General features: G+C 66.1%; 10 protein-coding genes. 4 read left to right on the top strand and 6 right to left on the bottom strand.

Features of this window, described 5'->3' with window-relative positions; all coding sequences use genetic code 11:
• Positions 1-1,334, bottom strand: a 1,334-nt coding sequence (locus tag FJZ36_14305; GenBank protein ID MBM3216075.1) for a hypothetical protein, incomplete at its 3' end; no start/stop codon positions are given.
• Positions 1,335-1,379: 45 nt separating this feature from the next.
• A complete protein-coding gene (locus FJZ36_14300) occupies positions 1,380-3,773 on the bottom strand; it encodes a hypothetical protein (protein ID MBM3216074.1) in 2,394 nt (797 codons plus the stop codon).
• A gap of 96 nt (positions 3,774-3,869) precedes the next feature.
• Here FJZ36_14300 and FJZ36_14295 point away from each other — a divergent pair, with 96 nt between their 5' ends.
• On the top strand, positions 3,870-5,138 hold the full coding sequence (locus FJZ36_14295; GenBank protein MBM3216073.1) for a hypothetical protein: 1,269 nt from the start codon (positions 3,870-3,872) through the stop codon (positions 5,136-5,138).
• A gap of 14 nt (positions 5,139-5,152) precedes the next feature.
• On the opposite strand, the gene FJZ36_14290 is transcribed toward FJZ36_14295, so the two are convergent.
• Genes FJZ36_14290 through FJZ36_14280 form a run of 3 tightly spaced genes read right to left on the bottom strand, consistent with a single transcriptional unit; the run spans position 5,153 to position 9,547 of the window.
• Positions 5,153-6,358, bottom strand: coding sequence for a hypothetical protein (locus FJZ36_14290; protein ID MBM3216072.1), 1,206 nt, complete (start codon positions 6,356-6,358; stop codon positions 5,153-5,155).
• 19 nt (positions 6,359-6,377) lie between these two features.
• A complete protein-coding gene (locus tag FJZ36_14285; protein ID MBM3216071.1) occupies positions 6,378-7,811 on the bottom strand; it encodes an arylsulfatase in 1,434 nt (477 codons plus the stop codon).
• An 11-nt stretch (positions 7,812-7,822) separates the two neighbouring features.
• Complete coding sequence (locus FJZ36_14280; GenBank protein ID MBM3216070.1) at positions 7,823-9,547, bottom strand: arylsulfatase; 1,725 nt, start codon at positions 9,545-9,547, stop codon at positions 7,823-7,825.
• Positions 9,548-9,654: 107 nt separating this feature from the next.
• Between FJZ36_14280 and FJZ36_14275 the strand changes: the two genes are divergently transcribed.
• Together FJZ36_14275 and FJZ36_14270 are read left to right on the top strand one after the other, a co-directional pair.
• The gene (locus tag FJZ36_14275) at positions 9,655-11,184 is read left to right on the top strand and encodes a hypothetical protein (GenBank protein ID MBM3216069.1); all 1,530 of its coding nucleotides are present in this window, start codon (positions 9,655-9,657) and stop codon (positions 11,182-11,184) included.
• Positions 11,185-11,223: 39 nt separating this feature from the next.
• Positions 11,224-12,267: a methylcobamide--CoM methyltransferase gene (locus FJZ36_14270; protein ID MBM3216068.1), complete on the top strand. Its 1,044-nt coding sequence runs from the start codon at positions 11,224-11,226 to the stop codon at positions 12,265-12,267.
• Positions 12,268-12,310: 43 nt separating this feature from the next.
• Here the strand turns inward: FJZ36_14270 and FJZ36_14265 are convergent, their stop codons facing one another.
• Positions 12,311-13,369: a Gfo/Idh/MocA family oxidoreductase gene (locus FJZ36_14265; protein ID MBM3216067.1), complete on the bottom strand. Its 1,059-nt coding sequence runs from the start codon at positions 13,367-13,369 to the stop codon at positions 12,311-12,313.
• Positions 13,370-13,565: 196 nt separating this feature from the next.
• On the opposite strand from FJZ36_14265, the gene FJZ36_14260 reads away from it, so the two are divergent.
• Positions 13,566-13,919: transposase (locus tag FJZ36_14260; protein MBM3216066.1), on the top strand; the 354-nt coding region annotated here is incomplete at its 3' end.

Genomic DNA, 13,919 nt, shown 5'->3' with positions numbered 1-13,919 from the left:
CCTCGCGAGTCGAAGGCAATCGAGTAGACCTCGTTGCTCTCGCCGATTCCGTCGGCGGCTCGGAGCGTACGGAACGTCTCACCTTCTGGGATGGCGAGCCCGCCGCGCGCTCCGTCGCTGCCAGCCCACACACGCCCATCGGGGGCGACCGCGACCGCGCGGATGCGCGCGCTCGGGAGACCGGTCTCGACGCCATACAGGGCAATCGCATCTGCCGAGAGCTGAAGGAGTCCGACCGGCGTGGCAGCCCACACATTGCCGCTCAGGTCCGCGACGACATGACGTACCGAATCCGTCGGCAACCCGGTCAGGGCGCTGAGTCGGGACCAGGGACCGCGCGCGTGGGCGACCCCGGCAGGCGTGGACACCCAGACCGAGCCCGTCGTGGGCTCGACATGGATGGCGCGTATCGGCGGGACGGGAAAGCCGTGTTCCGTCCCGAACTGCGTCCACTCGGTTCCATGTCGAAAGACCCCACGGCTCGTCGCGATCCAGAGGCTGCCGTCCGGGTGACGAGTGAATCCGGTGACGTCGACCACGCCCGGCGGAAACAGCGGCTCGGACCAGTCGCCGTCGAGCTCGAGCAATCCGGCGGATGTTCCGACCCATAGGGTGCCCGGGTCCGGCGAGAAGATGGCTCGAACGGCGGCGGCTCCCAGCGAATCGGGAAGCGGGAACGTATCCGGCGGAGCCCCCACGGCTGGCACGCGAAGGACGGCGTACGGTTCCTCGCCACGTCGGTCGCGCGCGCACCACAGAAATCCGTTGACGTCAGACGCCAACACTCGTACCGGGGTGGCAGCCGTCGGAGCAAACTGCGTCCATCGACCGTCGGTGAAGGCGTGGAGTCCATCCCTCGTGCCCGCCCACACGGACGGCCTGTCGGCGTTGCGCGCGACGACGACATCGAACACCTCGACTCCGGGGAGAGCCGTGTCGGCGAGCTCAATGTCCCACGCTCCTGGCGACGACCGACGCAGATGGCTCACACCGGCGGCCGTTGCGATCCACAGGTCGTTGTCGCCGACCGGCGCCAAGGCGCGGATGTCGTTCGAAGGCAAGCCCTCGACGCGGGTGAACGTCGTCCACAGGCCGTCGAACCGGCTGAGTCCCGCCGACGTGGCGAACCAAAGCCCGCCGTCGATATCCGACGCGATGTCGCGAACGTTCTCGGACGCCAGCCCGTCGAACCGGGTCAAAGAGCGCCATACCGGTAGGCTGGCGAGCTCGGTTCTGCCGGTCCAGGGCGCGAACGCCACGCACGCGGTCACCATGGCCGCCAACGTCAGGACGACCTTGCCCCGTATTCTGTCCGAATAGACTGAGGTCAACATCGTCGCCAGGACCGACCGACTCCGTAGGCGGGAGGCGAGGGGAACTCACCGGAGAAGAACGAGTCTGAGCGAAACCGACTGGGAATCACCCCGGTCGCGTGCCGTGGCGGTAATGCGTGCGATGTATACGCCACTGGCGCACTCCGATCCGTCGTCGCGTCGTCCATCCCAATGCAGCGTCGGATCGACCACGTCGCTCAGGCTTGCGTCGACGGCGAGTCTGCGGATTGCCGCGCCGCTCAGATCGTAGATGACGGCGGACACTTCTGCTGGGCGGCTCAGTCGGACCGGAATCCACGTTTCCGGATTGAACGGGTTCGGATGATTCTGCCGGACGATCAGCAGTGGTGCAACCGTTGGTTCCGTTGAGGCGTCGAGAAGCTCCGCCAGTTCCAGCAGCGCGGATCGAAGGGAACCGTCTGCTGCGTAGAGATGCCGCCGGATCGCCTCGCGAGCCAGGCTGAGGGATGAAGCGCTCGAAGCCGAGGGCATCGTGGTGAACCGCGTGCCGGCCGCCGCGACCGCGCCACGCGTCCGGCCGAAGTTCTGCGCCACGAGAAGCAGGTCCGCGATATCCACAGTTCCATCGCCGTTCAGGTCTGTGCTCGGGCGGTTGAGTGCCGTCGGATCCCGGACGCCGATGGATCGCGCCACGAGCACCAGGTCAGAGAGGTCCACCACACCGTCTCCGTTGACGTCGCCGGCAAGCGGCGGCGGCTCGATCAGCACGGAAAGCGTTGACACGCGAGCTGGGATCGAGAGACCTGCCGAGTCCGATAACCGAATGTCACTGGCAACGACCTCGAGCCTCCCGGAGCGTTCCGCGCGGATGCGCAAGCCGATCAGCAAGTTACCGGACGCGGCTTGAGCGAGGCTGGGATCACGGATCGCCGCGATGTCCGTGATGCGGATCGCGTCCGAGCCATGCGCGACAACGGGAATCTGCCAGAACCCCGGAGCCGCGTCGGATCGAGTTGCTGTCCCCTCGACGATCGCAGAGACGGAAACCAGTGCGGGCTTGAGCGTCAACGAGAGACCATAGGATGACAGGTCGCCTGTGTTCTGCACGGCGACTTCGATTCTCCCCTCGGCTCCCGTCTCCAGGCGTTCCGGCGTCGCGGTGATGCGCACGAGCGCCGGCTCCCTGGCGACTGCGCTCAGGCGCAAGCGCCGCGTTTCGCTCCACGGGCTCGCCGCATCGAAGGAATGGGTTCTAACTCGCCAGTGGAGGATCGTGCCCTCCCGCCAACTCGTAGGAGACCACTTCACGTCCGATGTCAGCGCGACCGACGTATCGACGCCAAACGGCAGCGTCGCCGTCGCTTGGACTTCGTAGACGATCCCCGAGGACTGCGACCATGCGACGGACGGTCCACTCGCGGCGTCGTCCGTTAGCGGCGCCGGCGTCTCAGGAACGACCGTCCAGACGCGGAGAGTCCCATCGGCGGATGCCGCGACGAAGGATGCCCCGTCCTGTGCGAACGCGACCCCCCGGCAGGGCGTTGTTCCGAGCCGTGCCAGAAGTTGGCGGCGATTGACGTGCCAGAGCTGCGCGGTTCCAGCTCCGGCGTCCTGCGAGACTCCCACGGCGAGGCGTGATCCGTCGAGCGAGAACGCCACGGAGTGCACTCTACCCCTGCTGCGAACAATCGTCTCGACATCGGGCGACGCTGACTGAGTGCGGAACACGTTGCCATCCCAGCCCCCGCTGGCGAGCGCGCCGTCGGGCGAAAACGCGAGAGCCGATACCACATCGCCGTGCACGGACTGCGTTCGGGAAATCGTCCACTCCGGGACCGACCACAGAAGGATGCTCCCATCAGCCCCACCGGACGCCAGAGTGGTGCCCCTCGCATCGAACGCCAGAGCGAACACCGACGCGTTGCTGCCGCGAAGCTGGACGACGGAAGCGCCGTCCCCAGGCGCCCAGATGCGCACGATCTGGTCGGTTCCACCGGTCGCGAGCAATGCGCTGTCGGGCGAAAACGCCAACGAAAGGACAGCAGACGCTCCGGTGCGCCATTGCCGCGCGATACGAGTCGCGAGGGAATACGTGCCGACGCTGCCGTCCGAGGCGCCATAGGCGAGCCATGCGCCATCGGGTGAGAACGCGACCGACAGCACCGTCGCCGCTGCGACGGGCACCGAGGCTGTCTGCCTGCCGGTGGCGACCGACCACAAGGCGATCCGTGCGCCGCCATCGACCGCTTCGCCTCCTGCGGCGATGGTCGAACCATCTGCCGAGACGGCGAACGCGTTCAAGCGCGACCCGAGCGACAGCGTCAGGCGCGGCTCAGGCACACCGGCGAGGCTGCGTTGTGAGCAGATCACGACGAGCCACACCGCGAACCAGGCAGACAGACTCCGACTGTAAGCGGCTCTGCGTCGCCCGACGTTCATTCGATAGTTCGATGCCGTCACGGTCCGCATACCCAGCAACCCGCCCGCCTCGCTTCTGCGGCGCGTCCCTTCCTGCTAGAGATACATGATCTCCGGGCGATCTGCGAGGAGATTCCGCACGAGGAGACTGGAACCATGACGGATCGAAGCATTCCGTGCTGCCTGCTTGCTTTCGTGGCGACACTCGGCATCGCGAGCGGAGCGGTTGCAGGACCGATCCCCGAAGAGCTCGCTGCATCCGATGCCTGGACGGACCTCCGCGCCATGGGCTCCGCTGGAGCGACGGTCGGTCGGGCTCGGGGCGTCAATGCGCTGCTGACGAATCCTGCGGGCATGGGGGCGGGACCGGGCTCCGAGTTCGCCGCCTCCGGAGTCTACACGGATGGCAGCGTGGGATCGGAAGTGTGGAACCTAGGTCCCAGAGACGCTGACACGACCAGCCTGCGATTGGGCGCTCTCGGGCTCGTGTACGACACACGCACGGCGCGCCATCTGGCAATCGGCATCGCCTACAGCGAAGTGCGCGATCTGGATACGCGATCCATCGTCGAGGGCGTGGAGCGAAGCGGAGACTACTCCGGCTTCCGTGTCGTGGAAGCATCCGACACCCAGGGCAAGGTCAGTTCGCTGACGCTTGGGGCGGGTTTCGAAGTCGCCCCGGGTGTCCACGTCGGCATCGCCTCCGACCTGTGGGACGGGAGACGGGACCGCGACATCACGTTCGACGGCGACGACGTGAGCGGGTCCGACGCCTACTACCAGCGCGTGACTTACGACGACACGATCAGCCGGTCCATCTCCGGGGCTCGGCTGCGTGTCGGCGGCGAACTGGCGGCGAGCCCGGCGCTCAGCGTCGGAGCCTACGTCGTGCTCCCTTCCGAGATCGACGTGCGCGAGGACTGGGCGCAGCTATCGTCCTACCGGTTTGACGACGGAACGCGGGATCAAGACGGGGACTCCGGCATCACCGACTACACGCTGCATCTTCCCGCTGAGCTGCACGGTGGCGTGACCGTTCGCGCGTTCCCGTTCACGCTCTCCGCTGCCGTCCGACGGGTGGATTGGGAAGAGGCGTACTACGCGCCATCTCCCGCCCGAGATGTGGACGCCCGTCAGTTCGCCCGATACTATCAGCCGACGGTGGACGCGAGCGCCAGCGCCGAGGTTGACCTCGGTGGCGGCGCGGCGCTGAGGGCTGGGATCCAGTTCGGGATGCTCCCGCAGACGTGGGTGGACGTCCGTCAGGAACCGGTCACGATGACTGCCGGCTTGTCGGTTCCCATCGCGCCTCGGGTGAAGCTCGACGCCGCCTACGCGGTCACCTTCTCGGAAGGGGTGGAGAGCGACGTCACGCGTGCGACGACGCGTCAGCGCGTTGGTGTCGGCGTGCGCGCCGCGCTGTAACGGCTGACGTGTTCTCAGGCGTCGAACCTGCCGTACTGCTGGATCGCCGACATGATGAGGCGCATCCCGGTCAGACGCGAGCCGTTGTTGATGCTGCCAGCGGTCGCGAACACGAGCCCTCGGGAGTCACGGGTTCGCTCGTGGTCTCTCAGGAACTCCGCGACGATGTTGACCTCTTGGTTCCGCGAGTAGGTGAAGGGCGCTAGGACGCCGTAGATGACGGCTTCCGGCATGTGGCGGCGGATGTCGTCCGCCATGACGTTGGGCCCGAAGTTGACTCCCGTCATCCGGCATCGCCCGAGGACCGGCAGCAGGTGTTCCATGTCCGAGTCGCTGTGCTGGTAGCGCGAGTCCTTCGGGTCCGGGCTGCATTCGTCCCACACGCCCTTCACGATGGGATATCCGAAGAACTCGTACATCTCGACGTTCAGCATGGCGCAGTTGTCGTCGAGGAAGCTGAACCCGCGCGGCTTCGTCTCCGCCGTGTAGCCAGCCTCCGCGTCGTGGATGCGGATCTTGCCTAGCATCGCGTTGAGGATGGCGTCGCGCAGGCGAGCCGCGAGCTTCGGGCGGTCGGCGATCAGGTAGATGATGCCCTCGACGCCGAAGAGGGACATCGCGAAGGTCACGGGACCGCGCTGACCGCGGTAGAGCGGCGGACGCACGTCCTCCGCCATCAGCTCCGCGTGAACGTCGTCCCATCCTGGCGGCAGCAGGAACTCGCGGAGCCGCTCCAGGCGCGCTTCGACGCGGTCGAGCAAGCGGCTGAGCTCGTCCTCATCGAATACCGCCTGATGCAGCCAATAGCTTTGACTGATGTCGTCCCACCGGTTCTCCATCTCGAAGATTTCGTAGAGCTCCTTGACTTTCGGATAGCCGCGCCGCGCCGGTCCCGGCTGGCGCTCGTCGAGTAGCCGCCGACCGACGGTCTGTTCCGCACGGTCGTTGTATTCGCGGTTCAGAGCTAGCCGCCACTCGGAATCGCTCTGGTAACGCGACGTGTTCTGCGGAATCCCGAGCTCCTCGAAGACGCACTCGCCGTTGCACGCGGCGCCAAACGCCACTTGCGGGATATCCGCGCCAAACGGGTTCGCGGACGCGATCCGTTGGTCCGCCCAGAACCGCTCCAGATCGACGGGGGCGAGCCCGCCGTTCCGATGCGCCCGCTCGACGAGCGCCTCAGCGGCGCTCAGGTGTGCAGCAGTGACTTGGACGCTCATTGGCTTGGCTCGCCCTCCCTCAATGCGAGACGCTTCTTCCCGAACGGTGGAAACCGTCCAGCAGAGACGACAGATGGTTCACGACGTCGGGGCGCTCCGCCCAGACGTTGCTCTGCTCGGACGGGTCCGACGCGAGGTCGTAGAGCTGCCCGACGGGCCCACCGTCGGCAGGCTCCTCGCGACGAGGCTCCGAGAAGCCTCCCGATCCGAGTCCTTCGATGAGCTTCCAACCTTCGTGGCGGATCGAGAACATGCCGTCGAGCGAGTGGTGCACGATTGCCGGTCGGCGCGAGACGACGCGCGGGTCGAGCAGCGACGGGTAATAGCTGTGGCTGTCCTCGCCCATGTCCGCTGGCAGCGGCGACTCGACCACGTCCGCGACCGTCGCGGCGAAGTCGCCGAGACAGATCGGCGCGTCGCAGACGGTTGCCGCCCGAACGCCGTTCGCCCATCGCACGATGAACGGTTCCCGGTGCCCACCGTCCCAGATGTCGGCTTTCTGACCGCGCCACCGACCGTTTGACCGATGACCGTAGTCCTCGCCGTTGGCGCAGGTCGCCCGCGCTCCGTTGTCGCTCGTAACGACCAGCAGCGTGTTCTCTGCGACGCCGCATCGGTCGAGGGCGTCCATCACCTGCCCGACGACCCAGTCGAACAGGACGACCATGTCGCCCCGGTCTCCAGCCTGGCTCGCGCCAACGACGAAGTCTGGACGGACCTCGCACGGCCGGTGAGGTGATGACGGCGTCAAGTAGAGGAAGAAGGGCTTGCGACCCTGCGACTGGGAGCAGTCCTCGATGTAATCCACGGCGCGTTTCGCGAACGTCGTGTCTACCTGATCGTCCCGCCAATCCGCCGTCTGTGGACCCATCCGCTGCTGGTTGTAGAGCACGGCTTTCTCGCGGTCTGGAACGCCGAACGGGCGGTTGTTCTCGAGGAAACAGTAGGGCGGCATGTCGAGCGAGCCGGCGATCCCGAACCATGTGTCGAACCCATGCGCGAGCGGTCCATCGGCGAAGGGATGCTCGTAGTCGACGTCGAACCCGTCGAGGTTCCATCCGCCGTCGTTGCCGTGGACATCGGACAGCCGTCGTCCGCCTTGGACGCGCCAATCGAGGCCCAGATGCCACTTGCCGATGGCTGCCGTCGTGTAGCCGCGCTCCCGAAGCAAGTCGGCGACGGTGCGGCGCGTTCCCGTGATCAGCGGCGCGCCGAACCCTCCGAGGACGCCGCTCGTGAGGCGTGTTCTCCAGCAGTAGCGCCCCGTCAAGATGCCGTACCGGCTTGGCGTGCAGACGGCAGACGCCGAGTGGGCGTCGGTGAACCGCATCCCTTCGGACGCGAGCCGGTCCATGTTAGGCGTCGGTATCTTCGTCGCGCCGTAGCAGCCGACGTCGCCGTACCCCATGTCGTCGGCGAGGATGAAGACGATGTTGGGCAGCCCACTCGACATAACGACTCCCTTCACGCTTGCCGCGAGATGTAAACGTAGTACGCGCCCAGTTGCTCGCCGGTGGCCTCGGTGAGCCACGTCTGGAGGCGCATCCGTCCTTCCGGCAGATCGACGCTGAACGCGACGCCTGGACTGGCTGGATCGACCTCCTGCGACCACTCGCGCTCGCCGACTCGCAGACGCGCGACGACGAACGGAATCGCTCTGCCTCCGGTGTACCAGTCGATCGTCTCGCCGGGGATGCCCTCCGACATTGCGCGGCCCTCTTCGATGGGCCAGCGGCGGAGCTCGACACGGTAGACTCCGCCCGAAGCGACCTCGATTGCCCAGTCGCCGTTGCACCGATGCCCCTGGCGAACCATTCCCTGGTTCCAGGCGCAGTCGCTCTGCTCGTTGTGCCAGTCGTGCGATGTCAGGTCGGTGACGGGCTCGGCGTCGGTTCCGACGATGATCGCCGGGTCGTCATCGAACCGCTCCGAGACGAGTTCCCACCAGCGTTCGTAGGATTCGCGCAGCCCCTCGACGACGTCGGGATGCGCCACCGCGAGGTCCGTTCGCTGTTCGGGGTCTGCGAGGATGTCGTAGAGGTCCGTGCCGTTCACGAGCCGCCAGCGCGCGGTCATCGTCGCGCTCTTGCGCCACTTGATCGGGCGCTCGACGCGCTGCGAGTCGGTGACCACGACACGGTCGCGCCAGCCGTGTCCATCTCCCCGGATCAGGGGAACCAGGCTCGTGCCATGGACGCTGGACAGCGATTCGTGCGACATGCCGCAGAGCTCTGCCAGTGTCGGGAGGATGTCGATGTTCGCCGTGAGCTGAGTCACGTCGCGTCCGGTTCCGCCTGGCAGGCGCAGGAAGAACGGCGTGCGGTGTCCGCCGTCGTACTCGGAGCCTTTGACGCCGCGCATGCCGGCGTTGAAGCCTTCCGTTACGAAGCTCTCGCGATCCAGCCTGCATCCGGCGGACGTGCCGTTGTCCGTCATGAAGATCAAGACCGTCTCGCGCTCGATGTCGAGCTCCGACAGATGCGCGCGTAGCCGCCCGACGTTCTCATCGATGTTGGCGATCATACCGTAGAAGCGGGCGCGGTCGTCGGGAACGCGACCGACGTACGGCTCGGCGTAGCGTTCGGGAACGCGGTAGGGGGCGTGCGGGGCGTTCGTTGCCAGATAGCAGAGGAACGGGCTCTCCGAGCTAGCGTTCTGCTGGATGAACTCCATCGCCTGGCTGAACCAGACGTCGGTGCAATAGCCGTCGAAGGATCGCGGCTCGCCCCGGTCGAAGTACGTGTCATCGAAGTAGTCGTTGCCCCAGTAGTCGGGCGTCTGGCTGACCCCGCCGCCGCCGTGGTAGAGCGCGACATCGAACCCTCGGTCGTGCGGTCGGAACGGGTAGTTGTCGCCGAGGTGCCACTTGCCGAACATGCCGGTTCGGTACCCGCTGGCGCGGAAAACGTCCGCCATGGTCACCTCGCCCTGACGGAGCAGCGACCTTCCCGCGATGGTGTGCCAGACGCCGGTGCAGTTGCAGTATCGCCCGGTCATCAAGCCCGCGCGCGTTGGGGCGCAGGTGGGCCCGACATGGAAGTTCGTCAGACGAATGCTCTCGTCGTGGAGGCGATCCAGGTTCGGCGTTCGCAGGACGGGGTTGCCGTGGCAGGAGAGGTCGCCGTAGCCTTGGTCGTCCGTGATGACGAACACGACGTTGGGTCGGTTTGGGAGTTCCGCTTGAGACATGGTGGCGGCTCCATACGGGTGTTCCTCTCGTCGCAGTTTACCGATGTTCGCCCGTAGGCGCATGCGGAATCGTCCCGTCGGACTCGTCGCGCCCCCACGACCGTGCTATGACTTTGCCGGGAGAAAGCGGCACGAGCCCTCCGCCAGGTGAACCAATGCCAGACGCGCCGAATGTTCTCGTGTTCATGTGCGACCAGTTGACCGCGCGTGTGCTCGGCACGTACGGCGGCATGGTTCCGACGCCCAATCTCGACCGCCTAGCCCGCGAAGGCACTCGGTTCGACGCCGCGATCTGCACGACGCCGATCTGCTCCCCCAGCCGGGCTTCGTTCGTCACCGGGCTCTACCCGCACGCACACGGCATCATCCACAACGCGATGCGCGTCGATTACCCCACCGAGACCTCGCCGGAGACCGAAGAAACGCTCTCGCCCGATGATGTCACGACCGAGAGCCTGCTGAACGCCGCCGGCTACGAGACGCACCACTTGGGCAAGTGGCATCTGAGCGGCGAGCCGCTACCGTACTTCCCTGACATGTACCGGGAGCACATCGAGTACGCGTCGGAGATGCGGAGCGACTTCGACCGTGTGCGACAGACGCCTCGCGACACGTGGCTGGACTGGTACGGCTGGGCGCTGCCGGTGCGCGTGTCACCGGAGCTCCGGCGGGCGGTGCACGCTCTCGGGGGGAAGTGGGACGGGAACCGCCACGCCGAGTTCCTGACGAAGATGGGACGGCTCGACCTGCCGCTGGACCAGATCTTCGACGTGCGCACAGTCGACCGGACCGTCGAGTGCATCCGGGCTCCTCGGTCGGGACCGTTCTTGGTCACCTGCTCGATGAATTACCCGCACGATCCGAACGTGGTTCCCGCGCCGTACGACACCCGCTTCGAGCCGAGCGACGACCTGGTTCCTGAAAACCACGAGGCGATGGAGCCCCGGTTCGAGCGCGAGTGGTCCCACGCCGTTGTCAGGGACCTGGGCGCAGTCGGCTTGCGCGAGTTTCTTCGGCTCTACTATGGCGCGGTTCGCCTGATCGACGACCAGCTCGGTCGGGTACTCGACGCGCTCGACGATGCCGGACTCCGCGACAACACCGTGGTCGTCTTTGTGGCTGACCACGGCGACATGGCGGGCAGCCACCGGATGGTCTGGAAGAGCACCTCGGCGTTCTACGAGGACGTGTCGCGGGTTCCGCTGATCGTCTCCGCGCCGGGCGGGCGGCGGGGAGCCGTCGTCGCGACGCCCGTCTCGCTGGTGGACATCCATCCCACGCTGCTCGAGCTGACAGGAGCCGGGAGCCCATCAGGCAGCCACGGCGTGTCCTTGGCAGGCGTCGTGCTCGAAGGCGCGGAGAAACCCGGCGCGCCGTTCGCCTTCTGCGAGCGGATGCAGCCGCACTCGGAACGTCGTCGGGCGGTGGAGCCCGGGAGGCGCGGCGCGTGGATGGTTCGGGCGCAAGACGCGAAGCTCGTCGTGTACCCGGATGGCGAGGAGATGATGTACGACCTCGCCAATGATTCCGGCGAGAACCGGAACGTAGCGCAGGAGCCGACGTACGCCGCTCGCAAGCGGGAACTGCACGATGCGTTGAGGGAGTGGCACGCCAGCACGGACTACCCAAGTGCCTAGCACAATGGAACCAGGTCGCGTTCGACGAAAGGGGATCGAATGAGCTCCGATGCGTTGTTTGAGCCGTTGCCGCGCGAGGAGGTTACCAAGGCGGTCGAGCGTCGCTACCCGTCGCGTATACCGCTCGTGAGAGCTCGGTGGTGGGGCGAAGGGCTGTGGAACCAGCACGGCGAGCGACTCAACGAGCTGGGGAAGTATCCCGAAGACACGGTGACGCTTTGGGCAAACCCGCTGGACATCGGGCGGATGGGGCTCTCCTGGAAAGCCCAGCGCTCCGGTCGAGGTCACGATTCCAACTGCATCATCGACGACTGGGCGCACCTCGACGAGTTCATCGAGAAGATGCCCGACCCGGAGGAGGACCCGCAGTACGACGGTCTGATCGAGCAGGCTGCGAAGCTGAAGGCGTCGGGGCGCTACATCCTCTTCGGCTGGTGGGCGCTGTTCTTCGAGCGGCCGTGGGGCATCCGGGGGATGGAGAACCTGATGCTCGACTACCACCTCGAGCCGGAGAACATCCATCGGCTGCACGATGCCCTGTGCGAGCAGTACTGCCGCCATCTTCGCCGCGCCGCCCGCGACTTGGGCCCCGACGGGTTCTGGACGAGCGACGATCTGGGCCACCAGACGCAGCTCATGATGAGCCCGCCGGTCTATCGCGAGTTCCTACTGCCGTACTACCAACGCGTCGGCGATTGCCTTCGCGAGCTCGGGATGCACTGGTGGCTCCATAGCTGCGGGAACAACACGGAGATCCTAGGCGATCTGGCAGATGCCGGCGTCGACGTGTTCCACCCGGTTCAGAAACACACGATGGACGAGCAGAGCGTCTCAGACATCTACGGCGACCGAATGACGTTCCTCGCCGGTATCGACGTGCAGCACATTCTGCCCGAGGACGACCCAGCCGGCGTTCGGCGCGAGGTGCGCTACCTGATCGATACGTTCGACCGCGAAGGCGGCGGCATGTGTTTGGGAGCCGGCAACGGGATCGTCGGCGGCACGCCGTTCGAGAACATCGAGGCGTTCCTGCACGAAGCAATCGTCTACGGCGCAGAGCATAGGGGCCGGTTCGCGCGCTGACGTTGGATGGTGCGGCGTCGAGCACGCCGCGCCATCGGTGCGACTAGAAGGTCGGAACGGTGACGGCGACCTCGCGGCCGCCCTGTTCGTTCGAGTCGATGACGCCCTGGATGATGACGTTCGTCAGGAGCATCCCGTCGGGATCGATGGGCGACGGCTTGTTGTTCCGCACGGCATCGACGAACGCCGTGTCCTCTGCCAGGAAGACGTCCACCGGATCGAACTCGCGGTAGGTCACGTCTTTGATCTCGCCCTTGTCGTCGCCGTAGACGGTGATGCCCTCCTGAGGTCCGCGCACCTCGCCGATACCGATGCGGAGCCCAGCCTTCTTGCCGAGGAAGATCGTCCCGCCGAGCGAGTCCATATGCATGCACCAGCACGTCTTGTAGACGAGCCGCGCGCCGTTGTCGAAGAGGACCCAACCAGCGGCGAAGTCCTCGACTTCCGTCTCCTTGAGTGCCGGGTTCCACGTATTGTGGAGGCTCAGGTAGTTCGACGTGATGCCGGAGACGGCGACGGGCTTCGGGTGTCCCATCAGGTAGAGCGCCGTATCGAGGGCGTAGACGCCGATGTCCGCAGCCGCGCCAAGGCCCGCGGTCGCCTTGCGGATGAAGCTGCCGCCGGGGTTGCCGCGTCGCCGGTCGGCGATGGTCTCGGCGTAATAGATATCACCCAGCGTCCCGGCGTCGATGATGGACTTCGCCTGGATGACGTGCGGCGTGTAGCGCAGCTTGAGCGCGACCATCAGGATGCGGTCGGCTTCGTGGGCGGCTCGGACCATCGAGGTCGCGGCGTCGAGCGTCGCCTCCATCGGTTTCTCGCAGAGGACATGCTTGCCCGCCTTCAGAGCCGCGACGGTGGGAGCCGCGTGCAGGGCGGTGGGAGTGCAGACGAGAACGCCCTCGATTTCGTCGAGCTTCAGCATCTCGTTGTAGTCGGAGAAGAGCTTCTCGACGCCCCAGCGCTCCTTCGCGCGCTCCAGGTTGGCGGGCACTAGGTCGCACGCGGCGACGATCTCGGCGGCTGGAACCTTCGACATCGCGCCGAAGTGCGCCTGTGCGATTCCGCCTGCGCCGATCAGTCCGAGCTTCACGGTCCTCACAGTAGTCTCCTGTGGTCTGTTCGTCGTCTCTTGTGCCAGGCCGGTGCACGCCGTCCATTGTCTTCGCGCAGGAACCGCCCGTCAACGCGTCGTCATGGTCGCACTAGAGCGTGTGTGATGGACTTTCCGAGGTTCAGGTAAACTGTGGGCATACTTCCGAGAGTCTGCCTCCCCGAACCGAAGAGAGCGCCACGAGATGTCTCGAAAAGCCTATCCGTCCGACGTGGCGGACGACGAATGGGGGTTCGTCGCCCCTTATTTGACGTTGATGACCGAGGACGCTCCGCAACGGGAACGTGCGTTGCGGGAAGTCTTCAACGGACTTCGATGGGTCGTGCGGGCGGGCGCCTCGTGGCGCATGCTGCCTCACGACCTGCCGCCGTGGGAGGCGGTCTATCAGCAGACTCAGCGATGGATCCAAGCGGGCGTCTTCGAGTCCATGACTCACGACCTGCGCGTTCTGCTGCGCGTTCTGCTGCGCGTGGCCGCCGGACGGAACGAACAGCCGTCCGTGACCCTTCTCGACAGCCGTACGCTGCAATCGACGCCG

The organism is Candidatus Poribacteria bacterium (assembly GCA_016866785.1).
In the GTDB taxonomy this organism is placed as follows: domain Bacteria; phylum Poribacteria; class WGA-4E.
Note: the sequence above shows the minus strand (reverse complement) of the source record. Positions and strands in the feature narration are given on the sequence as shown.